We start from the raw sequence: 22,813 nt of genomic DNA on the forward strand, positions 1-22,813 counted from the left end.
CCGTCTGGTGAAGAATTACTCTTCTTCCAGCTCGATATTGATGCCCAGCGAGCGGATCTCTTTCAACAATACGTTGAAGGATTCCGGCATGCCTGGTTCCATACGGTGATCGCCATCCACGATGTTTTTGTACATCTTGGTACGGCCGTTTACATCGTCGGACTTGACGGTAAGCATTTCCTGCAATGTGTACGCGGCGCCATAAGCTTCCAACGCCCACACTTCCATCTCACCGAAGCGCTGACCACCGAACTGAGCCTTACCACCCAGCGGCTGCTGAGTAACCAGGCTGTAAGAACCGGTAGAACGCGCATGCATTTTGTCATCAACCAAGTGGTTCAGTTTCAGCATATACATGTAGCCGACAGTAACCTGGCGCTCGAACTGCTCACCGGTACGGCCGTCAAACAGAGTAATCTGACCAGAAGTTGGCAGGCCACCCAGCTGTAACAGTTCCTTGATCTCTTTCTCTGTCGCGCCATCGAAGACAGGTGTTGCGATTGGCATACCTTTTTTCAGGTTCTCAGCCAGACGCAGTACTTCGTCATCGGTAAAGGTGCTCAGATCAACTTTCTGACAAACGTTGTCGCCCAGATCGTAGGCTTTCTGGATGAACTCACGCAGTTTGGCAACTTCTTCCTGCTTCTTCAGCATGGCGTTGATTTTCTCGCCGATGCCTTTTGCTGCCATCCCTAAGTGGGTTTCCAAAATCTGACCGATGTTCATACGCGATGGTACGCCCAGCGGGTTCAGAACGATGTCTACCGGCGTACCGTTTTCATCGTAAGGCATATCTTCGATCGGGTTAATCTTGGAGATAACACCTTTGTTACCGTGACGACCGGCCATCTTGTCACCCGGTTGAATCTGACGTTTAACCGCCAGATACACCTTGACGATCTTCAGCACGCCTGGTGCCAAATCATCACCTTGGGTGATCTTACGACGCTTGGCATCCATCTTCTTCTCGAATTCGGATTTCATTTCGTCGTACTGCTCTGCCAACTGTTCCAGCTGGTTTTGCTTGTCTTCGTCGGTCAGGCCCAGTTCGAGCCAGCGATCACGTGGTAACTTGCTCAGCTTGTCAGCTTCGATGCCACCGGAAACCAGTACTGCATGGATACGTGCAAACAGGCCCGCTTCCAAGATCTGCAACTCTTCAGTCAGGTCTTTCTTAGCCTGCTTCAATTGCATCTCTTCGATTTCCAACGCACGTTTGTCTTTTTCTACGCCATCGCGAGTAAAGACCTGCACGTCAATAACCGTACCGGAAACACCGTTTGGTACACGCAGAGAAGAGTCTTTAACGTCAGACGCTTTCTCACCGAAGATCGCACGTAACAGCTTCTCTTCTGGGGTCAGTTGGGTTTCACCTTTAGGTGTAACTTTACCCACCAGAATGTCGCCGCCAGTTACTTCAGCACCGATATACACAATACCGGATTCATCCAGTTTGGAGAGCGCAGCTTCACCCACGTTAGGGATGTCGGCAGTGATCTCTTCAGGCCCTAACTTGGTGTCGCGAGACACACATGCCAATTCCTGAATGTGGATGGTGGTGAAGCGATCTTCTTGAACCACACGCTCGGAGACCAAGATGGAGTCTTCGAAGTTGTAACCGTTCCAAGGCATGAAGGCTACGCGCATGTTCTGACCCAATGCCAGTTCGCCCAAATCTGTTGATGGGCCATCTGCCAGCACGTCGCCGCGCTCGATTGGCTCACCCAGATTCACACACGGCATCTGGTTGATGCAGGTGTTCTGGTTAGAACGGGTGTATTTGGTCAGGTTATAAATATCAATGCCTGCTTCGCCCGGATACATTTCGTCTTCGTTAACTTTGATAACGATACGGGATGCATCTACGTACTGAACAGTACCGCCACGTTTGGCTACAGAGGTTACCCCTGAGTCAACCGCTACCGCACGTTCCATACCAGTACCTACCAGCGGCTTATCAGCACGCAGAGTAGGAACCGCCTGACGTTGCATGTTCGCACCCATCAAGGCACGGTTGGCGTCATCGTGTTCCAGGAATGGAATCAGAGAAGCACCAACGGACACCACCTGTTGGGTGGAAACGTCCATGTAGTCAACTTGATCGCGGCTGAACAGGCTTGATTCGCCTTTGCTACGACAAGTGACCAAGTCTTCGATGAAGCGGCCGTCTTCGTCCAGGTTGGAGTTCGCCTGAGCAATAACGAAGTTGCCTTCTTCAATAGCAGACAGATAGTTGATTTCATCAGTCACCACACCGTCACGCACACGACGATACGGAGTTTCCAGGAAACCATACTCATTGGTCTGTGCGTACACAGACAAGGAGTTGATCAGACCGATGTTTGGACCTTCTGGCGTTTCGATTGGACATACACGACCATAGTGAGTCGGATGAACGTCTCGAACTTCAAAGCCAGCACGCTCACGGGTCAAACCGCCCGGGCCCAATGCAGAAATACGACGCTTATGCGTGATTTCAGACAGCGGGTTGTTCTGGTCCATAAATTGTGACAGCTGGCTGGAACCAAAGAACTCTTTCACCGCGGCCGAAATTGGCTTGGCGTTGATCATGTCCTGAGGCATCAGGGTGTCGAGGTCGCCCAGAGACAAACGCTCTTTAACGGCACGCTCAACACGAACCAGACCTACACGGAACTGGTTTTCAGCCATTTCACCAACGGAACGAATACGACGGTTGCCTAAGTGGTCGATATCATCCACTTCGCCTTTACCGTTACGGATATCGATGAGCTTTTTCATCACTTCTGTGATGTCTTCTTTGCTCAGGATACCGGAACCTTCGATCTCGTCACGCAGCAGTGAACGGTTGAACTTCATTCGGCCAACCGCTGACAAGTCGTAGCGGTCTTCAGAGAAGAACAGGTTCTCAAACAGATTTTCAGCTGCTTCACGTGTTGGTGGCTCACCAGGACGCATCATGCGGTAAATCTCAACCAGAGCGCTCAGACGATCGCTGGTTGGGTCAACACGCAGGGTCTCGGAGATATAAGCACCGTGATCCAGGTCGTTGGTGAACAATGTTTCGATTTGCTTGTGACCAGACTGGCTCAGCTTAGCCAGCAGATCCAGTGACAGCTCCATGTTGGCTGCGCAGATCAGTTCGCCAGTGCTCTCATCGATATAGTCTTTTGCGACTACTTTGCCGGCAATGTATTCAACCGGAACTTCGATGCGGTCAATGCCGTCTTTTTCAAGCTGGCGAATATGGCGAGCAGTAATACGACGCGCTTTCTCGACGTAAACTTTGCCATTCGCTTCAATATCAAAGGATGCCGTTTCACCGCGCAGACGCTCAGGAACCAACTCCATCTGCAGCTTGTTGTCACGAATCTCAAAGACCACTTTGTCAAAGAACAGATCCAGGATCTGTGTAGTGGTGAAATTCAATGCACGCAGAATGATGGTTGCAGGCAGTTTACGACGACGGTCAATACGGACAAACAGGTTGTCTTTCGGGTCAAACTCGAAATCTAACCATGAACCGCGGTAAGGGATGATACGTGCGTTATACAGCACTTTACCCGATGAATGGGTTTTACCCTTATCACTGTCAAAGAAAACGCCAGGACTACGATGCAGCTGAGATACGATAACCCTCTCAGTACCGTTAATGACAAAGGTACCGTTCTCGGTCATGAGTGGAATTTCACCCATGTAGACTTCTTGTTCTTTGATGTCTTTAACCGTACCTTCCGGAGCTTCGCGCTCATAGATAACCAGACGCAGCTTAACGCGCAGCGGTGCGGAATAAGTCACACCACGGATCTGGCACTCTTTGACGTCAAATACTGGCTCACCAAGACGGTAGCTAACGTATTGCAGCTCCGAATTGCCGCTGTAGCTCTGGATTGGAAAAACAGAACGGAATGCTGCTTCTAGGCCGTGCTGCCCTTCGGGATCTTGCTCGATAAATTTCTGGAACGAGTCAAGTTGGATAGAAAGGAGATAAGGTATGTCCAAAACTTGTGGACGTTTACCAAAATCCTTACGAATACGTTTTTTCTCGGTATAGGAGTAAACCATAGGGTTCCTCAGCTCGCTGATCAGTGACCCACTCTGTCCGCCCTAACACTAGGACAGGTCATGCAACACTATTATTTTGATCGAGAAGTCGAAACACCTCTCGGAATACTCTTTTCTATCACTCTTAAACCATTTCATCGCGTTACTTTGACTACCGAGCTACCCGAGTGGGTCGTAGCTGAGAACGCAGTATATTAAGTCGTCAATAGAAAGGAATATTAGGGGTTAGTCAGTCGCTAAACAGTGTGAAATGCGACTGACGCCCTACAGCGCAAAAAGGCTGATGACTAAAAAGTCACCAGCCATCAGCCTATAAGTTAGGCTGCGAACTCAAAGCTTAACTTACTTGATCTCAACAGAAGCACCAGCTTCTTCCAGAGATTTTTTCAGTGACTCAGCTTCGTCTTTGTTCACGCCTTCTTTCAGAACTGCAGGTGCAGATTCAACCAGGTCTTTAGCTTCTTTCAAGCCCAGGCCAGTTGCGCCGCGAACAGCTTTGATTACTGCAACTTTGTTGTCGCCGAATGAAGCCAGAACAACGTTGAATTCAGTTTGTTCTTCAACAGCTTCAGCAGCAGCAGCAGGACCTGCAGCAACAGCAGCAGCAGAAACGCCGAATTTCTCTTCCATAGCAGAGATCAGTTCAACGATTTCCATTACAGACAGAGCTGCAACGCCTTCCAGAATTTGGTCTTTAGTGATAGTTGACATAACAAGTGTTCCTAAAATACAGAAATAGTTAATACGTTAAAAAGCAATGACTAAAAAAGCGAGGGCGATTAAGCCGCTTCAGCTTCTTTCTGGTCACGCAGCGCAGCCAGAGTACGAACCAATTTGCCAGCAGCGGCTTCTTTCATGGTTCCCATCAGACGTGCGATTGCTTCTTCGTAGGTCGGCAGAGTTGCCAGGCGGTCGATCTGAGCCGCAGGGATTAACTCGCCTTCAAAGGCTGCTGCTTTAACCTCAAATTTTGCATTATCTTTAGCAAATGCTTTGAACAAACGAGCAGCTGCGCCCGGGTGCTCAGTAGAGAATGCAATCAAGGTTGGACCAACAAACGTGTCTTTCAGGCATTCAAATGAAGTGCCTTCAACAATGCGACGCAGCAAGGTGTTACGAACAACTTGCATGTGAACGCCAGCTTCACGACCTGCTTTACGCAGTTCAGTCATTTTATCAACGGTAACGCCACGAGAATCCGCAACAACCGCAGACAGCGCACCTTTGGCTACTTCTTTAACTTCAGCAACAATCGCTTGTTTGCCTTGAAGATTTAGTGCCATTAGTTCTTGCTCCTGGATTAACCGGGGAGTAATTCCCCGGAACTCACGTCACCCAACACACTACAAAATGCAGTGAACGGGCGTTGAAACACGGTGAGCAGAATCCAGCAAAGACTATTCTTTTCAATTCTTTATAAAAAGAGAAAAAATTTCTTTAGGTTCTGTCACCGTCTACGCAGGAGATTAAGTTCTTTACAGAACACCTGCGGTCTTGGACGGAGGCTTGGATAAGGCCAAGCTCCAACCGAAAAATTCTGTTTTCTGTTGAGAGAAAAAAACACCTTCAACAGAAGCATGGGCGTAAGATTCTAGACAAACCTTACGCCCACGTAAAGCGATAAAAGCAAATAGTGATTAGCTCACTACTGCAGTCAGGCCGCTTTGATCAATAGCAACGCCGGCGCCCATGGTAGTGGACAGGCTGATTTTCTTGATATAAACGCCTTTCGCTGTAGCTGGTTTAGCACGCTTCAGCGCAACAATCAGTGACTCTAAGTTTTCTCTCAACTTCTCTGAGTCGAAATCAACTTTACCAATTGTTGTGTGGATAATACCGTTTTTGTCGTTGCGATAACGAACCTGACCCGCTTTAGCATTCTTAACTGCTTCAGCAACGTTAGGAGTAACAGTACCCACTTTAGGGTTAGGCATCAGGCCACGTGGACCCAAGATCTGGCCTAATTGACCAACAACGCGCATTGCATCCGGGGAAGCAATAACAACGTCGAAGTTCATTTCGCCTTTCTTGATCTGGTCAGCCAGATCTTCCATACCTACCAATTCAGCGCCTGCTTCTTTCGCAGCTTCAGCGTTTGCACCCTGAGCGAAAACAGCAACGCGTACTGAACGGCCAGTACCATGTGGCAACACAGTTGCACCACGAACGTTCTGGTCAGATTTACGTGCATCGATACCGAGGTTAACGGCAACGTCCACGCTTTCTACGAATTTAGCAGTAGCCAGCTCTTTCAGCAGGGCAACAGCTTCGTTGATATCGTATTGCTTAGTAACATCAACTTTGTCACGGATCACGCGCATGCGCTTGGTCAGCTTAGCCATTTATTAACCCTCCACTACCAGGCCCATGGAACGAGCAGTACCTTCAATTGAACGCATCATGTCGTCAATTGAAGCACCAGTCATATCCGCAGCTTTGGTTTCTGCGATTTCACGAACCTGAGCACTGGTCACGGTCCCTACTTTGTCTTTGTTCGGCTTGCCGGAACCAGACTTAATACCTGCCGCTTTTTTCAGCAGAACTGCTGCTGGCGGGGTTTTAGTAACGAAAGTGAAAGAGCGATCAGAATAAACAGTAATAACAACAGGGATCGGCAGGCCTTTTTCGATGCTTTCAGTCTTAGCATTGAACGCTTTACAGAATTCCATGATGTTAACACCTTGCTGACCCAAAGCTGGACCAACTGGTGGACTTGGGTTCGCCATACCAGCTGCAACTTGCAGCTTGACATAGGCTTGTACTTTCTTAGCCATTTACGATTTCCTCGATTTGGGTAATATCGCCTCGTTTGAGGCTCCCCGTGTTTTGTCTCGCTTAGGGTTTGCCACGGATGACAAAAGCAAAACATCTAAAAACAAAAGGCGCGAAATTATATTGTAATTTCGCGCCTAAGACAAGACTCAAATTTCAACCATTGTCGAAAAATGAATCAGGCTTTTTCTACCTGACTGAAGTCCAGTTCGACCGGTGTTGCACGACCAAAGATGGAAACAGATACTTTCAAGCGGCTCTTTTCGTAATCCACTTCTTCAACGACACCATTGAAGTCGGCAAATGGACCATCGCTAACACGTACCAGTTCACCTGGTTCAAACAGTGTTTTAGGACGTGGCTTATCACCCACTTGCTGAAGGCGATTCATAATCGCATCAACTTCCTTATCACTGATTGGTGCTGGGCGATCGGATGTACCACCGATAAAGCCCATAACACGTGGCACACTACGCACTAAGTGCCAGCTGGCATCGTTCATCACCATCTGGACCAGGACGTAACCTGGGAAGAATTTGCGTTCACTTTTACGGCGTTGACCACCGCGAATCTCGACGACTTCTTCCGTTGGAACCATGACTTCGCCAAACAGCTCTTCCATGTCATGTAACTTGATGTGCTCGCGTAGCGATTGAGCTACACGGCCTTCAAAACCGGAAAACGCCTGAACGACGTACCAACGCTTTTTTGGTGCTTCAGACATCTTAGAACCTCAGGCCAGTAATAAATGATACCAAGCGGACCAGGATACCATCTAGCCCCCATAGAATCAGTGACATTACAGCAGTTACCGCAGCAACGATTAACGTTGTGTGCAGAGTTTCCTGACGGGTAGGCCAAATCACTTTACGCACTTCCGTGCGTGCTTCACGAGCAAACGCTACAGTGGCTTTACCTTTTGCCGTCATCAGCGCAACAGCACCGGCAACAGCGATAATTACTACAACTGCCAACGCGCGCAGCGGCAAGCTGAAATCACGGTAATAATAATTGCCAACAATAGCTGCAACTAACAATACAGCAACGATTAGCCATTTAGCCGTTTCCAGGCCGCGTCCGCTCCCTGGAGCCTCGGTATTCGCACTCATAAACCAACCTGTCACTATGATTCAGAACAAACAACTTTGCTTCGCATCGCAAAGCAAACCAAGCCGAAGGATGCTCTAGAGACTCTCTAATCGGCACCATTCAGCACTATTCGCCGTACTTCCAGAGCCCATCTCACCGGTAATTATGATAAAAAACTACTGATGAGATAGGTTCTAGTATGACAACGTAGAAAAAGGGCATCAAATGATGCCCTTTTATCGCATGTCGCGTCAAATCTTATTCAATGACTTTTGCAACAACGCCCGCACCAACAGTGCGACCGCCTTCACGAATGGCGAAACGCAAACCGTCATCCATTGCGATAGGAGCTATCAGGTTAACAACCATTTGAATGTTATCACCAGGCATCACCATCTCAACGCCTTCGGGTAGCTCTATAGTACCGGTTACGTCAGTTGTACGGAAGTAGAACTGAGGACGGTACCCTTTGAAGAATGGCGTATGGCGGCCACCCTCATCTTTACTCAGAATATAAACTTCTGATTCAAATTTGGTGTGTGGCTTGATCGACCCTGGTTTAGCCAGTACCTGACCGCGCTGCACATCATCACGTTTAGTACCACGCAGCAGAACACCTACGTTCTCGCCAGCACGACCTTCGTCCAGCAGCTTGCGGAACATTTCAACGCCGGTACAAGTCGTTCTGATGGTATCGATGATACCTACAATCTCGACCTCTTCACCGACTTTGACAATACCGCGCTCGACACGCCCCGTCACCACAGTACCGCGGCCAGAGATAGAGAACACATCTTCAATTGGCAGCAGGAACGGACGATCAATTGCACGCTCTGGTTGTGGGATGTAGCTATCCAGTGCTTCGGCCAGCTCAATGATTTTGGCCTCCCACTCTGGCACGCCTTCCAGCGCTTTCAGCGCGGAGCCACGAATAACCGGAGTGTCATCGCCAGGGAAATCGTATTGAGACAGAAGCTCACGCACTTCCATTTCAACCAATTCCAGCAACTCTTCATCGTCAACCATGTCACATTTGTTCAGAAAGACGATAATGTAAGGCACGCCAACCTGGCGACCCAATAGGATATGCTCACGCGTCTGTGGCATTGGGCCATCGGTTGCAGCAACAACCAAAATAGCGCCATCCATCTGCGCAGCGCCGGTTATCATGTTTTTAACGTAGTCAGCATGCCCTGGGCAGTCAACATGCGCATAGTGGCGCGCCGGGGTGTCATACTCAACATGTGAAGTGTTGATGGTGATACCACGGGCCTTCTCTTCCGGAGCGTTGTCGATCTGGTCGAATGCACGAGCACTACCGCCGTAGGTTTTAGCCAATACGGTAGTAATTGCAGCAGTTAGGGTAGTTTTACCATGGTCAACGTGGCCGATAGTACCCACATTAACGTGCGGTTTTGTACGTTCAAACTTTTCTTTAGACATCGATTGTCCCTCTAAGACACGGAATCGGTGGTTTCACCACATCAACCAAGCGCATGCTTGATGAATCCATAACACAGAAAGAAAAATCAGGGGGACGAGAGAATTAGAAGTGGTGCTGATAGGCAGATTCGAACTGCCGACCTCACCCTTACCAAGGGTGCGCTCTACCAACTGAGCCATATCAGCGCATCTTGGAGCGGGCAGTGGGAATCGAACCCACATCATCAGCTTGGAAGGCTGAGGTAATAGCCATTATACGATGCCCGCATCTTAGAACTCGGCTACCTGACTTAATCTGCAGAAACTTGAAAGGAAGGGCTTGGCCACTTCACTCTTCATCGAGAGCGTTGCTCTCGCCTTGAGTGTGTATTGGGGTTCGATCTTCTGAATCACCCTGAGACTCAAGGTTAAATATGGTGGTGGGGGAAGGATTATTCGTCACTTCGTTCCTCACCCTTCGGGTCGCCGCGTTGCGTCGCTGTCTCGCTACGCTCGGCTCGAACCTTATCGAAGGTTTTCACCTTCCCCTTGAGTGCTCATCTGAATTCTCAATGGGAAGTCAGCTTGAAACTCAAGGTTAAATATGGTGGTGGGGGAAGGATTCGAACCTTCGAAGTCGATGACGGCAGATTTACAGTCTGCTCCCTTTGGCCGCTCGGGAACCCCACCTAATTGTAACTACTTGAATGGTGCCGGCACCAAGAGTCGAACTCGGGACCTACTGATTACAAGTCAGTTGCTCTACCAACTGAGCTATGCCGGCATCAAGTGCTGCGCATTCTAGGTAGAGCTGGCTTATGATGCAACAAAAAAATTGCATTAGTCACCTTTTTGCTCACAAAACGGCCATTTTTCAGCTGAGCGTAGTATTATTAACCGTGATTAGCTTAATTTGCATTCAGAATGTCGACTATAATAATCGACTGTGCAACTGAAAATCCACCAAAAAAACCAGCCCCCATTTCAATAATCTTATCATCGCTGACTGCATATAATTTTAGCCACCGCCCCAAAATAGGGCAATTCGCCCCACTACAGTGCTGATTCTGCTAAAAACTTTCTGCTCCATTGAGGGTAGTTGCGCCGCCATATTATTTGGCTTGTTTATTGCTTACACATAAATATCTACGCGGTTAAGGTTTTTGAGGAGTTTTATCATGAAGATAGTGTTACTTAATGCGGCTACATTGCCGGTCTACCACAGCGAGCTGGCAAGATTATTGATGGATGCGGTCTCTCATGGTGCCTCTATTGGCTATAACACGCGCTCCCTTTCGCAGGAAGAAGCCGAGAACTATTTTAGTAGCCTCCGCCCCGCGATGGCGAAAGGATCACTATTATTGTGGATTGCTCGCGATGAAACGGGAATTACCGGAACGATACAACTAGATCTCTGCCAAAAACCGAATGGCTTAAATCGGGCTGAAGTACAGAAATTATTAGTACACAGTCGTAGTCGCCGTGCTGGTATTGGACATAAATTGATTCTTGAAATGGAGAAAGTTGCCGTTCAACTGCGCCGTGGATTGCTCTATCTCGATACCCAAGCGGGTTCTCCTGCCGAATCATTTTACCGTGCACAGGGCTATTTCTGCATGGGTGAAATTCCTGATTATGCCTGTACACCGGATGGTGATTATCATCCGACAGCAATTTACTTTAAGCGTTTATTTACTGTTAATCAATCACATACAGCCGTAGCTATTTAGCCACGGTAGTCCCGACAGTAAAAAGACTAGGCCTTACTGTACTTATTAATAATTGACTGGAATAGCAACACACTTCAAAGAAATCACTCGCGAAGTACAAAAATGTCTACGCCAAAGAGCAAGCTGCCTATAATATGCAGCTTGTTTCTTATCTGGAGTTGGCGTCCAGCGCCTTGTCCACCTGCGTTAACAGGCAGAATTTGGCTTATGACAAAAAGAGATCAATCTTTAGCGACGCCTTATCTACAGTTCGATCGTACTCAGTGGGCAGCTCTGCGCGACTCAGTACCATTGACACTAACAGAAGAAGAGATCGTTAAGCTCAAAGGGATTAACGAAGATCTTTCATTAGATGAAGTGGCACAGATTTATCTACCACTCTCGCGCCTGCTTAATTTTTATATCAGTTCTAACCTACGTCGCCAGGCTGTTCTGGAGCAATTCCTTGGAACCGATGGCCAGCGTATTCCTTATGTTATTGGTATTGCGGGCAGTGTTGCTGTCGGTAAAAGTACCACAGCCCGTTTATTGCAGGCCTTGCTAAGCCGCTGGCCGGAGCATCGTAGTGTAGAGCTGATTACTACAGACGGTTTTCTTTATCCGAATAAGGTGCTTAATGAGCGCGGTCTGATGAAGAAAAAAGGATTCCCGCAATCCTATGATATGCATAATTTGGTGAAATTCGTTTCTGAAGTAAAATCAGGCGCTGACCATGTCACCGCACCTGTTTACTCTCATCTAATATATGATATCGTGCCCGATGGTAATAAGATTATTAAGCAACCCGACATCCTGATATTAGAAGGATTGAATGTACTCCAAAGTGGTATGGATTACCCTCACGATCCCCATCATGTATTTGTCTCTGACTTTGTAGATTTCTCTATATATGTTGATGCACCTGAGGATTTACTTCAAAGTTGGTATATTAATCGGTTCCTTAAATTCCGACAGGGCGCATTTTCTAATCCTAACTCTTACTTCCATAATTATGCAAAACTGCCTGAGACCGAGGCAGTCAAGATCGCAACGCAGTTATGGACTGAAATTAATGGATTGAATTTAAAGCAAAATATATTACCCACCCGTGAGCGGGCAAGCCTAATTATGACGAAGAGTGCCAATCATGCCGTTGAAAGTGTGCGCTTAAGAAAATAGAAAATTGCGGGTAGTCATCACTGCCCGCTAATTATTTATTAGGCACCACGAAGAGATATCTCGCCGCCAATATAAGGTTTTATATCACCGTTCTGCTCAAGTAATAATGCACCTTGCTGATCGATACCTCGAGCTATCCCATATATCTCTTGATTTCCAATAATCAACTTTACGGGACGATCAAGGTAATTATCCATTTGCCGCCAGCGAGAAATAAAGGCCGACAACCCTTCATTTTCAAATTTAACCACTGCCAGTCGTAATTCGGATAATAACTCAGCCGTTAGCTTATTGCGGTCGATAATAACACCCGCTTCTTGCAAGTTAATCCACTCTTGATTAATAACATTGATTGTCGATTCACGCATTGTCAGATTGATACCAGCACCAATTACCAACTGAGCAGCATCACCCGTTTTCCCCGTCAGCTCGACTAATATACCCGCTAATTTTTTATCATTTAAATACAGGTCATTCGGCCACTTAACTCGGACATTTTCAGCGCCCAATTTATGTAGCACCTCAGCCATGACTATCCCAACAACCAAGCTTAGCCCCATTGCCGCAGCGGGGCCTTGTTCCAGACGCCAGAACATGGAGAGATAAAGATTGGCACCAAAAGGCGATACCCACTGACGCCCACGTCTGCCGCGCCCAGCGTGTTGATATTCAGCCACACAGGCATCGCCAGATTTAAGTTCTGCTATACGATCCAGTAGATATTGGTTAGTCGAGTCAACAACGGGTAATACAGCCACCTGCCCTGTAGGCAAGTGACTTAATATTTTTTGTTCATCCAACAATTGGGTAGGCGCAGGTAGACTATAACCTTTACCGGGAACCGTAAAAACATCTAATCCCCACTCTCTGATAGTTTGTATATGCTTATTAATTGCGGCACGACTCATGCCAAATGTTGCGCCCAACTGCTCGCCGGAGTGAAAAGCACCATCCGCTAATATGCCGATTAACCGTAAAGGGATTTTATAATCTTTCACGACAAACGCTCCACAGCATTAACCTCACCATTACTTGCGATAAAGCGCACTTCTGGTTCTAACCAGATTGAAAATTTCTTGGCAACTTGCTGACGGATATAACTGGCAAGGCCTAATACATCCTGACTTGTTGCCTCTGCAAGGTTAATCAGAACCAGTGCTTGCTGTTGATGTACTGCCGCCCCACCGATCTGGTGTCCTTTAAGCCCGCATTGGTCGATAAGCCAACCGGCGGCCAACTTTACCGAACCATCGGGTTGTCGGTAATGAGGTGCAGTAGGGTAATTTTTTACAATATCTTCGGCGACAGCAGCATCCACTACCGGATTTTTGAAAAAGCTACCTGCATTACCGGCCACGGTGGGATCGGGTAGTTTGCTACGGCGCATTGCACAGACAGAGTTGAAGATCTCTTGCGCGGTAACACTCAATGGATCCATACGCGTTAAATCACCATAGCCCAGTGTCGGTGTCCATGATTTTATTAATCTGATACCCACAGCGACGATGGCAAACCCATCTCCATACTGATGCTTAAATATGCTATCACGATAGCCAAATTGACACTCTTGAGCTGAAAGGCGCAAAACAGTACCTTTATTCATATCAAGTAAATCAACGTATTCGCATACTTTTTGCAGTTCAACACCATAGGCTCCGATATTTTGAATCGGTGCAGAACCAACGCAGCCGGGAATTAACGCTAAGTTCTCTAAGCCTGGCATGTTGTTTTGCAATGAATAGCAGACCAATTGATGCCAGTTCTCCCCTGCTCCAACATGCAGATGCCAAGCGGCATCATCTTCAGTGGAAGTGATACCTTTAATACGATTAAGTAATACTGTCCCTGAATAATTTTCGATAAATAGAACATTACTACCTTCACCAAGCAAAAGTACCGGTTGATGCTTAGAGAGTGATTCACGCCATGCGCTGATCAATTCCTCAGTCGAATTGGCACTGATTACGCTGTTCGCATAGGCTGGTAGCGCGAAAGTATTGAGATGTTTTAGCGGGGAACCTTGATTCGACATTACTTAGATACTCATTCTAACTAGCTCTGGTGCTAGTCTAACCGATCATAATGCGCATATTGTATTTTGTTTTAAGTGAAGATATAAAAAACTCCCTCTCTACTCGTTGGGTGTCGTAATCAATGGCGAGCAGGTCACGGAATTTGTCAGCAGTCTGCATTTACAGCCACGATACTGCTCACCATAGCTGCTAGTGGTTTCTATTTTTTGGATAGCAGAAAAGCAAAAACCCCACGCTTTTGGCATGGGGTTTCGGCTTGATTTGATGCCTGGCAGTGTCCTACTCTCGCATGGGGAGACCCCACACTACCATCGGCGCTACGGCGTTTCACTTCTGAGTTCGGCATGGGATCAGGTGGGACCACCGCGCTATGGCCGCCAGGCAAATTCTGTTTTAACTCACCCGCTTCACAATAATATATCGTGCAGCCAGTCAGCCCAATCTCGGAACTTCGCTGAAAATCTCTCTCTCTCAAACCACCAAAACACCTTTGGTGTTGTAAGGTTAAGCCTCACGGATCATTAGTACTGGTTAGCTCAATGCATCGCTGCACTTACACACCCAGCCTATCAACGTCATAGTCTTTAACGTTCCTTCAGGGGGCTTAAAGCCCCAGGGAAGACTCATCTCGAGGCAAGTTTCCCGCTTAGATGCTTTCAGCGGTTATCTCTTCCGAATTTAGCTACCGGGCAATGCCATTGGCATGACAACCCGAACACCAGTGATTCGTCCACTCCGGTCCTCTCGTACTAGGAGCAGCCCCTCTCAATCTTCCAACGCCCACGGCAGATAGGGACCGAACTGTCTCACGACGTTCTAAACCCAGCTCGCGTACCACTTTAAATGGCGAACAGCCATACCCTTGGGACCTACTTCAGCCCCAGGATGTGATGAGCCGACATCGAGGTGCCAAACACCGCCGTCGATATGAACTCTTGGGCGGTATCAGCCTGTTATCCCCGGAGTACCTTTTATCCGTTGAGCGATGGCCCTTCCATTCAGAACCACCGGATCACTAAGACCTACTTTCGTACCTGCTCGAGCCGTCACTCTCGCAGTCAAGCTAGCTTATGCCTTTGCACTAACCTCACGATGTCCGACCGTGATTAGCTAACCTTCGTGCTCCTCCGTTACTCTTTGGGAGGAGACCGCCCCAGTCAAACTACCCACCAGACACTGTCCTCACCCCGGATTACGGGGCCGAGTTAGAACATCAAACATTAAAGGGTGGTATTTCAAGGTTGGCTCCATGCAGACTGGCGTCCACACTTCAATGCCTCCCACCTATCCTACACATCAAGGCTCAATGTTCAGTGTCAAGCTATAGTAAAGGTTCACGGGGTCTTTCCGTCTTGCCGCGGGTACACTGCATCTTCACAGCGAGTTCAATTTCACTGAGTCTCGGGTGGAGACAGCCTGGCCATCATTACGCCATTCGTGCAGGTCGGAACTTACCCGACAAGGAATTTCGCTACCTTAGGACCGTTATAGTTACGGCCGCCGTTTACTGGGGCTTCGATCAAGAGCTTCGCCTTGCGGCTGACCCCATCAATTAACCTTCCAGCACCGGGCAGGCGTCACACCGTATACGTCCACTTTCGTGTTTGCACAGTGCTGTGTTTTTATTAAACAGTTGCAGCCAGCTGGTATCTGCGACTGGCTTCAGCTCCGAGAGCAAGTCTCTTCACCTACCGCCAGCGTGCCTTCTCCCGAAGTTACGGCACCATTTTGCCTAGTTCCTTCACCCGAGTTCTCTCAAGCGCCTGAGTATTCTCTACCTGACCACCTGTGTCGGTTTGGGGTACGATTTAATGTTACCTGATGCTTAGAGGCTTTTCCTGGAAGCTTGGCATCAACTACTTCACCACCGTAGTGGCTCGTCATCACACCTCAGCGTTGATAAGCAACCGGATTTACCTGGTCACTCCGCCTACATGCTTAAACCGGGACAACCGTCGCCCGGATAGCCTAGCCTTCTCCGTCCCCCCTTCGCAGTAACACCAAGTACAGGAATATTAACCTGTTTCCCATCGACTACGCTTTTCAGCCTCGCCTTAGGGGTCGACTCACCCTGCCCCGATTAACGTTGGACAGGAACCCTTGGTCTTCCGGCGTGCGGGTTTTTCACCCGCATTATCGTTACTTATGTCAGCATTCGCACTTCTGATACCTCCAGCAACCCTCACAGGTCACCTTCAACGGCTTACAGAACGCTCCCCTACCCAACAACACCTAAGTGTCGCTGCCGCAGCTTCGGTGCATGGTTTAGCCCCGTTACATCTTCCGCGCAGGCCGACTCGACCAGTGAGCTATTACGCTTTCTTTAAATGATGGCTGCTTCTAAGCCAACATCCTGGCTGTCTGTGCCTTCCCACATCGTTTCCCACTTAACCATGACTTTGGGACCTTAGCTGGCGGTCTGGGTTGTTTCCCTCTTCACGACGGACGTTAGCACCCGCCGTGTGTCTCCCGTGATAACATTCTTCGGTATTCGGAGTTTGCATCGGTTTGGTAAGTCGGGATGACCCCCTAGCCGAAACAGTGCTCTACCCCCGAAGATGAGTTCACGAGGCGCTACCTAAATAGCTTTCGGGGAGAACCAGCTATCTCCCGGTTTGATTGGCCTTTCACCCCCAGCCACAAGTCATCCGCTAATTTTTCAACATTAGTCGGTTCGGTCCTCCAGTTAGTGTTACCCAACCTTCAACCTGCCCATGGCTAGATCACCGGGTTTCGGGTCTATACCTTGCAACTAGACGCCCAGTTAAGACTCGGTTTCCCTACGGCTCCCCTATTCGGTTAACCTTGCTACAAAATATAAGTCGCTGACCCATTATACAAAAGGTACGCAGTCACACCACGAAGGTGCTCCCACTGCTTGTACGTACACGGTTTCAGGTTCTATTTCACTCCCCTCGCCGGGGTTCTTTTCGCCTTTCCCTCACGGTACTGGTTCACTATCGGTCAGTCAGGAGTATTTAGCCTTGGAGGATGGTCCCCCCATATTCAGACAGGATGTCACGTGTCCCGCCCTACTCATCGAGTTCACAGAATATGCATTTTTGTGTACGGGACTATCACCCTGTACCGTGCGACTTTCCAGACGCTTCCACTAACACATAAACTGATTCAGACTCTGGGCTCTTCCCCGTTCGCTCGCCGCTACTGGGGGAATCTCGGTTGATTTCTTTTCCTCGGGGTACTTAGATGTTTCAGTTCCCCCGGTTCGCCTTGCATGGCTATGTATTCACCATGCAATAGTGCAACGAATTGCACTGGGTTTCCCCATTCGGGTATCGTCGGTTGTAACGCTTCATATCAGCTTACCGACGCTTTTCGCAGATTAGCACGCCCTTCATCGCCTCTGACTGCCTAGGCATCCACCGTGTACGCTTAGTCGCTTAACCTCACAACCCGAAGGTGTCTTTGCAGACCCTTGCGTTGCGATTATTTGAGAGACTCTAATACAGGCTACTCCTTATCTCAGTACATCTACGGAGAGATAAGTTTCAGCTGTATTGTTTCAATTTTCAGCTTGTTCCAGATTGTTAAAGAGCAATATTTCACAACACACTGTGTCTTGCGACCGCAGTACGTTTTGAAATAGTTTTTTATATGGTGGAGCTAAGCGGGATCGAACCGCTGACCTCCTGCGTGCAAGGCAGGCGCTCTCCCAGCTGAGCTATAGCCCCATATAAAAAGCAAATCACCTTATTGCTGCAACTCAACAGGGAATGGTGAGTTGGTGGGTCTGAGTGGACTTGAACCACCGACCTCACCCTTATCAGGGGTGCGCTCTAACCACCTGAGCTACAGACCCAACAAGGTACTAAAGCCCGGCTAATCTCTCAGCCCGGCCTTATTTGCTCGTTACTTTCTATCAGACAATCTGTGTGGACACTGCGCAATGCGTATCGTGAGGTAAGGAGGTGATCCAACCGCAGGTTCCCCTACGGTTACCTTGTTACGACTTCACCCCAGTCATGAATCACAAAGTGGTAAGCGCCCTCCCGAAGGTTAAGCTACCTACTTCTTTTGCAACCCACTCCCATGGTGTGACGGGCGGTGTGTACAAGGCCCGGGAACGTATTCACCGTAGCATTCTGATCTACGATTACTAGCGATTCCGACTTCATGGAGTCGAGTTGCAGACTCCAATCCGGACTACGACAGACTTTATGTGGTCCGCTTGCTCTCGCGAGTTCGCTTCACTTTGTATCTGCCATTGTAGCACGTGTGTAGCCCTACTCGTAAGGGCCATGATGACTTGACGTCATCCCCACCTTCCTCCGGTTTGTCACCGGCAGTCTCCCTTGAGTTCCCACCATTACGTGCTGGCAACAAAGGATAAGGGTTGCGCTCGTTGCGGGACTTAACCCAACATTTCACAACACGAGCTGACGACAGCCATGCAGCACCTGTCTCACAGTTCCCGAAGGCACCGAAGCATCTCTGCTAAGTTCTGTGGATGTCAAGAGTAGGTAAGGTTCTTCGCGTTGCATCGAATTAAACCACATGCTCCACCGCTTGTGCGGGCCCCCGTCAATTCATTTGAGTTTTAACCTTGCGGCCGTACTCCCCAGGCGGTCGACTTAACGCGTTAGCTCCGGAAGCCACGCCTCAAGGGCACAACCTCCAAGTCGACATCGTTTACAGCGTGGACTACCAGGGTATCTAATCCTGTTTGCTCCCCACGCTTTCGCACCTGAGCGTCAGTCTTTGTCCAGGGGGCCGCCTTCGCCACCGGTATTCCTCCAGATCTCTACGCATTTCACCGCTACACCTGGAATTCTACCCCCCTCTACAAGACTCTAGCTTGCCAGTTTCAAATGCAGTTCCCACGTTAAGCGCGGGGATTTCACATCTGACTTAACAAACCGCCTGCGTGCGCTTTACGCCCAGTAATTCCGATTAACGCTTGCACCCTCCGTATTACCGCGGCTGCTGGCACGGAGTTAGCCGGTGCTTCTTCTGCGAGTAACGTCAATCAATCGTGCTATTAACACGACTGCCTTCCTCCTCGCTGAAAGTGCTTTACAACCCGAAGGCCTTCTTCACACACGCGGCATGGCTGCATCAGGCTTGCGCCCATTGTGCAATATTCCCCACTGCTGCCTCCCGTAGGAGTCTGGACCGTGTCTCAGTTCCAGTGTGGCTGGTCATCCTCTCAGACCAGCTAGGGATCGTCGCCTAGGTGAGCCATTACCCCACCTACTAGCTAATCCCATCTGGGTTCATCCGATGGCGTGAGGCCCGAAGGTCCCCCACTTTGCTCTTACGAGGTCATGCGGTATTAGCTACCGTTTCCAGTAGTTATCCCCCTCCATCAGGCAGATCCCCAGACATTACTCACCCGTCCGCCGCTCGCCGGCAAAGTAGTAAACTACTTCCCGCTGCCGCTCGACTTGCATGTGTTAGGCCTGCCGCCAGCGTTCAATCTGAGCCATGATCAAACTCTTCAATTTAAGATTTGTTTGATTTGCTGCTAATGAAAGCAGCGATGCTCAAAGATTACTTTCTGCAAATATGCATTCGAACCGAAGTTCAAATGTGTACTGCTTTGGTCACTCTTCAAGACTTTGATATTGCTTCTGCCTGCCGAAACAGGCTTCGATATCGTCTTGCGAGTGCCCACACAGATTGTCTGATAAATTGTTAAAGAGCAGTGAGTTAGCAACCTTCCGGTCAGTAACTCGAGGTGCGCATATTACGCTTTCCTCACTCAGAGTCAACTACTTATTTCGTTGAATTTCTCTGTTCTCTTTGCCGGTCACTTAACTACTTGATTCGTTGTGTGCCGTCTCGATGGATGCGCATTATAGGGAGTCGAGTTTTTTGCACAACTCTTTTTTCGCCTTTTTTTACTGTTTGAATACTTTTCACTCCTTACGTGCAGATCTTGGTCGATCTATTGTGCTTTCACTGAGGTCACCCTCTTCGATTGGTTGTAATTCCAGCAACAAAGGCTAGTATTGCCAGTAAAATGAGATCTTATAAAAGAGGTTATTGTTATGTCCGATGCTATTCGCCCCTACCTACATTATTTACCAACGCTAGGTGATCGCGTCATGGTCGATAGATCTAGCGTGATCATTGGCAATGTTATTCTGGGCGATGATGTCAGTGTCTGGCCGTTGGTCGCGATTCGGGGTGATGTCAATCAAGTCGTCATTGGCGCACGTTCAAATATCCAAGACGGTAGTGTGTTACATGTAACCCATAAGTCTGAACATAATCCTGAAGGGAACCCGCTGATTATTGGCGAGGACGTGACGGTTGGCCACAAAGCTATGCTTCACGGTTGTACTATCGGCAACCGAGTACTCGTTGGAATGGGATCGATCCTGTTAGATGGGGCAGTAATAGAAGATGATGTGATGATTGGAGCCGGTAGCCTGGTTGCCCCGGGGAAACGATTAGTTAGTGGTTACCTCTATATGGGCAGCCCGGCTAAACAAGTCCGTCCGTTAACACCGGCGGAATATGAAGGTCTGCTCTACTCTGCCAGTAACTACGTACGCTGGAAAGATGACTATCTGGCCGAAACTAAATAAGTAGCAATAGTAGATGCAGGAAATAGGTCATTATCTTTCCTGCATTATTCTGTGCTCTTCTTATTTACCTAACTCATCACGCAACTGATTTAAGACCGGTGCAATTTCTGGCATCACACCGTGCCAGAGTTGGAAAGCATGTGCCGCTTGCCCCACCAGCATACCCAGACCATCGGCATAGTTTGTCACGCCTAACCTCTTACTCCAGACTAAGAATGGGGTATCCTCAGCTTGATAAAACATATCATAGCAGCGCGTTTGCGGGCCGATGATATTCGTAGGTAAGTTTGGAACCTCACCATGAATACCTGAGGCGGTGGCATTTATGATTAAATCAAAGCGCTGCCCATTCAGGGTCTGCATTTCGGTAACATCAATATCACCCAAATGGTGGAATACTTCAGCAAGCTGCTGCGCACGCGCATAAGTGCGATTAGTAATAACCACCTTGCACCCGTATGAGAGTAAAGGGAGGATAACACCACGGGCCGCCCCGCCCGCGCCCACAAGCAGGATAGTGTCGGTTTCTTGGATCAGGTGCAGCCGTTGAAGGTCACTGAGCAAACCAATGCCGTCGGTATTGTCACCTAATAAGCGGCCATCTTTTAATTGCTTGATCGTATTAACCGCCCCTGCCAATGACGCACGATCTGTCAGTTCATCACATTTTGCATGCGCGCGTTCTTTAAACGGCGTGGTGATATTCGCACCCACTGCACCACGCGCAAAAAAGGACGATAATACCTCCTCAAATGTTTCATTAGGTGCAAGTACCTTACCGTATTGATGCTCTATACCTGTTTGCTCAGCAAAAAGCGCATGGATCCTCGGCGATTTACTGTGCCCAATTGGATTACCAAATACTGCGAACTTCTGATCCATGCTATTTCCTACCCTTGACGAAATTGCTTACCGGTTATGGCGTCTCTGATTTCAGATGGGTTTAAGCGGCCACCAACCTTGCCAAAGAGCACCGGCAGTGAAGGGCCAAACTGTATTCTCACTTCTTCATCTGTACGGCAAGGTTCACGACCACTTAAATTGGCGCTGGTTGAAACCAGTGGTTTGCCATATTGCAAGCAAAGCTGTTGTACAAGTGGGTGGTCACTTACTCTCACGGCCAGTGAATCAAAGCTACCCGTTAGCCAACGTGGTGTTTCAGCTCGAGCTGGAATCACCCAGGTTACCGCCCCTGGCCAACAGGAAAAAATAGTCTCTCGTTGTAAGTCACTTAACGTCGAGTCGTCAATATAAGGTTTTAATTGTTCATAATTGGCTGCAATCAGGATCAAACCTTTCTGCCATGGTCGCTGTTTTAAGGCTAATAGCGCATTCACGGCCTTTTCGCTATCAGGGTCACAGCCTAAACCAAAAACAGCTTCTGTCGGATAGGCAATAACCTCCTCTTGCTGCAGTGCCCGCAGCACATCGGCCAAAACGTCACTCTTCTCTTTCATGCTTACTCTGTTATCACTCACTTGCCACGACCTTCCCACATAACTTGCTGGCGCAAAAACGTTTGACGCCTTGTGCTGTTCTCTTTTCCATCAATAATGGATAGTGGCAATAACCACAGTTTCCGGCAATAGGCTGCTGGTTAATGGTAAATTGGCAATCTGGATAGCGGTTACAGGCATGGAAAACCTTCCCAAACCGTGACTTACGTTGCAACAGTTTTCCTTGACCGCATTGTGGGCAATCGATCGACGTCTCATCAGGTTTATCAATCACTTCAGTATGGTCACATTGTGGATATTGGCTGCAACCAATAAACATACCAAAACGCCCTTGCCGCAATACCATTTCTGAACCACATTCTGGACAAAGTTGCCCATCCAGAACTTTCACAATATGGCCATCAGATTGCGCTTTTAGCGGGCGCATATACTGGCAGTCGGGATAATGCGAACAACCAAGGAATGGGCCATGGCCACCACTGCGAATGACTAAAGCCGATCCACATTCAGGACACGACCCATTATCCTTGGCAGTAACTGTTTTCGTCATAACG

The 22,813-nt window shown here is 48.5% G+C and carries 16 protein-coding genes, 6 tRNA genes, 3 rRNA genes and 1 other RNA gene; 3 read left to right on the top strand and 23 right to left on the bottom strand.

Features of this window, described 5'->3' with window-relative positions; genetic code table 11:
- Window positions 1-15: 15 nt before the first annotated feature.
- The 13 genes from rpoB to HRK25_RS04770 all read right to left on the bottom strand — a co-directional run bounded on the left by rpoB (window position 16) and on the right by HRK25_RS04770 (window position 10,111).
- Window positions 16-4,044 (bottom strand): DNA-directed RNA polymerase subunit beta, encoded by a 4,029-nt coding sequence (gene rpoB, locus HRK25_RS04710; RefSeq protein WP_005277562.1) that lies wholly within the window; start codon window positions 4,042-4,044, stop codon window positions 16-18.
- A gap of 342 nt (window positions 4,045-4,386) precedes the next feature.
- Window positions 4,387-4,755, bottom strand: a complete 369-nt coding sequence (gene rplL / locus HRK25_RS04715; RefSeq protein ID WP_004876762.1) for a 50S ribosomal protein L7/L12 — start codon at window positions 4,753-4,755, stop codon at window positions 4,387-4,389.
- Window positions 4,756-4,823: 68 nt separating this feature from the next.
- Window positions 4,824-5,327 carry a 50S ribosomal protein L10 gene (gene rplJ, locus HRK25_RS04720; RefSeq protein ID WP_005277560.1) on the bottom strand — a complete coding sequence of 168 codons (504 nt, stop codon included), beginning with the start codon at window positions 5,325-5,327 and terminating at the stop codon, window positions 4,824-4,826.
- A gap of 354 nt (window positions 5,328-5,681) precedes the next feature.
- Window positions 5,682-6,386 carry a 50S ribosomal protein L1 gene (gene rplA, locus HRK25_RS04725; protein WP_005277558.1) on the bottom strand — a complete coding sequence of 235 codons (705 nt, stop codon included), beginning with the start codon at window positions 6,384-6,386 and terminating at the stop codon, window positions 5,682-5,684.
- 3 nt (window positions 6,387-6,389) lie between these two features.
- Window positions 6,390-6,818, bottom strand: coding sequence for a 50S ribosomal protein L11 (gene rplK, locus HRK25_RS04730; protein WP_004393384.1), 429 nt, complete (start codon window positions 6,816-6,818; stop codon window positions 6,390-6,392).
- A 176-nt stretch (window positions 6,819-6,994) separates the two neighbouring features.
- Entirely contained in the window at window positions 6,995-7,540 is a 546-nt protein-coding gene (gene nusG / locus HRK25_RS04735; protein ID WP_005277556.1) for a transcription termination/antitermination protein NusG, read from the bottom strand.
- A gap of 1 nt (window position 7,541) precedes the next feature.
- Entirely contained in the window at window positions 7,542-7,925 is a 384-nt protein-coding gene (gene secE, locus HRK25_RS04740; RefSeq protein WP_004704671.1) for a preprotein translocase subunit SecE, read from the bottom strand.
- Window positions 7,926-8,163: 238 nt separating this feature from the next.
- Window positions 8,164-9,348, bottom strand: coding sequence for an elongation factor Tu (gene tuf, locus HRK25_RS04745; protein WP_032898571.1), 1,185 nt, complete (start codon window positions 9,346-9,348; stop codon window positions 8,164-8,166).
- A 110-nt stretch (window positions 9,349-9,458) separates the two neighbouring features.
- A tRNA-Thr gene (locus HRK25_RS04750) sits at window positions 9,459-9,534 on the bottom strand.
- A gap of 6 nt (window positions 9,535-9,540) precedes the next feature.
- Window positions 9,541-9,615 (bottom strand) — tRNA-Gly (locus tag HRK25_RS04755).
- Window positions 9,616-9,762: 147 nt separating this feature from the next.
- Window positions 9,763-9,889: non-coding RNA, RtT sRNA (locus HRK25_RS04760), on the bottom strand.
- A 43-nt stretch (window positions 9,890-9,932) separates the two neighbouring features.
- Window positions 9,933-10,017, bottom strand: a tRNA-Tyr gene (locus HRK25_RS04765).
- Window positions 10,018-10,035: 18 nt separating this feature from the next.
- Window positions 10,036-10,111 (bottom strand) — tRNA-Thr (locus tag HRK25_RS04770).
- A gap of 394 nt (window positions 10,112-10,505) precedes the next feature.
- On the opposite strand from HRK25_RS04770, the gene HRK25_RS04775 reads away from it, so the two are divergent.
- Window positions 10,506-11,057: a GNAT family N-acetyltransferase gene (locus HRK25_RS04775; protein WP_005279857.1), complete on the top strand. Its 552-nt coding sequence runs from the start codon at window positions 10,506-10,508 to the stop codon at window positions 11,055-11,057.
- Window positions 11,058-11,264: 207 nt separating this feature from the next.
- The gene (coaA, locus tag HRK25_RS04780) at window positions 11,265-12,215 is read left to right on the top strand and encodes a type I pantothenate kinase (protein WP_005279854.1); all 951 of its coding nucleotides are present in this window, start codon (window positions 11,265-11,267) and stop codon (window positions 12,213-12,215) included.
- A 38-nt stretch (window positions 12,216-12,253) separates the two neighbouring features.
- Here coaA and birA read toward each other — a convergent pair whose 3' ends face one another.
- The 7 genes from birA to HRK25_RS04815 form a co-directional block, all read right to left on the bottom strand.
- Window positions 12,254-13,213, bottom strand: coding sequence for a bifunctional biotin--[acetyl-CoA-carboxylase] ligase/biotin operon repressor BirA (birA, locus tag HRK25_RS04785; RefSeq protein WP_032899175.1), 960 nt, complete (start codon window positions 13,211-13,213; stop codon window positions 12,254-12,256).
- Window positions 13,210-14,247 carry a UDP-N-acetylmuramate dehydrogenase gene (gene murB / locus HRK25_RS04790; protein WP_032899173.1) on the bottom strand — a complete coding sequence of 346 codons (1,038 nt, stop codon included), beginning with the start codon at window positions 14,245-14,247 and terminating at the stop codon, window positions 13,210-13,212. Before murB ends, birA begins: the two co-directional genes overlap by 4 nt.
- Window positions 14,248-14,514: 267 nt before the next feature.
- Window positions 14,515-14,630: ribosomal RNA gene (gene rrf, locus HRK25_RS04795) — 5S ribosomal RNA — on the bottom strand.
- Between the two features lie 118 nt (window positions 14,631-14,748).
- Window positions 14,749-17,655, bottom strand: a 23S ribosomal RNA gene (locus tag HRK25_RS04800).
- A 209-nt stretch (window positions 17,656-17,864) separates the two neighbouring features.
- A tRNA-Ala gene (locus tag HRK25_RS04805) sits at window positions 17,865-17,940 on the bottom strand.
- 51 nt (window positions 17,941-17,991) lie between these two features.
- Window positions 17,992-18,068, bottom strand: a tRNA-Ile gene (locus HRK25_RS04810).
- 102 nt (window positions 18,069-18,170) lie between these two features.
- Window positions 18,171-19,713, bottom strand: a 16S ribosomal RNA gene (locus HRK25_RS04815).
- The 16S, 23S and 5S rRNA genes sit together here with 2 tRNA genes alongside, the layout of an rRNA operon.
- A gap of 546 nt (window positions 19,714-20,259) precedes the next feature.
- On the opposite strand from HRK25_RS04815, the gene HRK25_RS04820 reads away from it, so the two are divergent.
- The gene (locus tag HRK25_RS04820) at window positions 20,260-20,802 is read left to right on the top strand and encodes a gamma carbonic anhydrase family protein (RefSeq protein ID WP_005271832.1); all 543 of its coding nucleotides are present in this window, start codon (window positions 20,260-20,262) and stop codon (window positions 20,800-20,802) included.
- Window positions 20,803-20,862: 60 nt separating this feature from the next.
- On the opposite strand, the gene aroE is transcribed toward HRK25_RS04820, so the two are convergent.
- The 3 genes from aroE to HRK25_RS04835 are packed head-to-tail and all read right to left on the bottom strand — an operon-like array spanning window position 20,863 to window position 22,809.
- Window positions 20,863-21,684 carry a shikimate dehydrogenase gene (gene aroE / locus HRK25_RS04825; RefSeq protein ID WP_032896811.1) on the bottom strand — a complete coding sequence of 274 codons (822 nt, stop codon included), beginning with the start codon at window positions 21,682-21,684 and terminating at the stop codon, window positions 20,863-20,865.
- A gap of 8 nt (window positions 21,685-21,692) precedes the next feature.
- A complete protein-coding gene (gene tsaC, locus HRK25_RS04830) occupies window positions 21,693-22,259 on the bottom strand; it encodes an L-threonylcarbamoyladenylate synthase type 1 TsaC (protein ID WP_005271828.1) in 567 nt (188 codons plus the stop codon).
- Between the two features lie 13 nt (window positions 22,260-22,272).
- Window positions 22,273-22,809, bottom strand: a complete 537-nt coding sequence (locus tag HRK25_RS04835) for a DNA topoisomerase family protein (RefSeq protein ID WP_032896809.1) — start codon at window positions 22,807-22,809, stop codon at window positions 22,273-22,275.
- Window positions 22,810-22,813 lie beyond the last annotated feature (4 nt).

The organism is Yersinia bercovieri ATCC 43970 (assembly GCF_013282745.1).
Lineage (GTDB): Bacteria > Pseudomonadota > Gammaproteobacteria > Enterobacterales > Enterobacteriaceae > Yersinia > Yersinia bercovieri.

Coding starts and splice junctions, on each gene's coding strand:
- nusG (WP_005277556.1), bottom strand. CDS start 7,540: ATGTCTGAAGCACCAAAAAAGCGTTGGTACGTCGTTCAGGCGTTTTCC.
- rplA (WP_005277558.1), bottom strand. CDS start 6,386: ATGGCTAAGCTGACCAAGCGCATGCGCGTGATCCGTGACAAAGTTGAT.
- HRK25_RS04835 (WP_032896809.1), bottom strand. CDS start 22,809: ATGACGAAAACAGTTACTGCCAAGGATAATGGGTCGTGTCCTGAATGT.
- rplJ (WP_005277560.1), bottom strand. CDS start 5,327: ATGGCACTAAATCTTCAAGGCAAACAAGCGATTGTTGCTGAAGTTAAA.
- murB (WP_032899173.1), bottom strand. CDS start 14,247: ATGTCGAATCAAGGTTCCCCGCTAAAACATCTCAATACTTTCGCGCTA.
- aroE (WP_032896811.1), bottom strand. CDS start 21,684: ATGGATCAGAAGTTCGCAGTATTTGGTAATCCAATTGGGCACAGTAAA.
- HRK25_RS04775 (WP_005279857.1), top strand. CDS start 10,506: ATGAAGATAGTGTTACTTAATGCGGCTACATTGCCGGTCTACCACAGC.
- rpoB (WP_005277562.1), bottom strand. CDS start 4,044: ATGGTTTACTCCTATACCGAGAAAAAACGTATTCGTAAGGATTTTGGT.
- rplK (WP_004393384.1), bottom strand. CDS start 6,818: ATGGCTAAGAAAGTACAAGCCTATGTCAAGCTGCAAGTTGCAGCTGGT.
- coaA (WP_005279854.1), top strand. CDS start 11,265: ATGACAAAAAGAGATCAATCTTTAGCGACGCCTTATCTACAGTTCGAT.
- tuf (WP_032898571.1), bottom strand. CDS start 9,348: ATGTCTAAAGAAAAGTTTGAACGTACAAAACCGCACGTTAATGTGGGT.
- secE (WP_004704671.1), bottom strand. CDS start 7,925: ATGAGTGCGAATACCGAGGCTCCAGGGAGCGGACGCGGCCTGGAAACG.
- HRK25_RS04820 (WP_005271832.1), top strand. CDS start 20,260: ATGTCCGATGCTATTCGCCCCTACCTACATTATTTACCAACGCTAGGT.
- tsaC (WP_005271828.1), bottom strand. CDS start 22,259: ATGAAAGAGAAGAGTGACGTTTTGGCCGATGTGCTGCGGGCACTGCAG.
- rplL (WP_004876762.1), bottom strand. CDS start 4,755: ATGTCAACTATCACTAAAGACCAAATTCTGGAAGGCGTTGCAGCTCTG.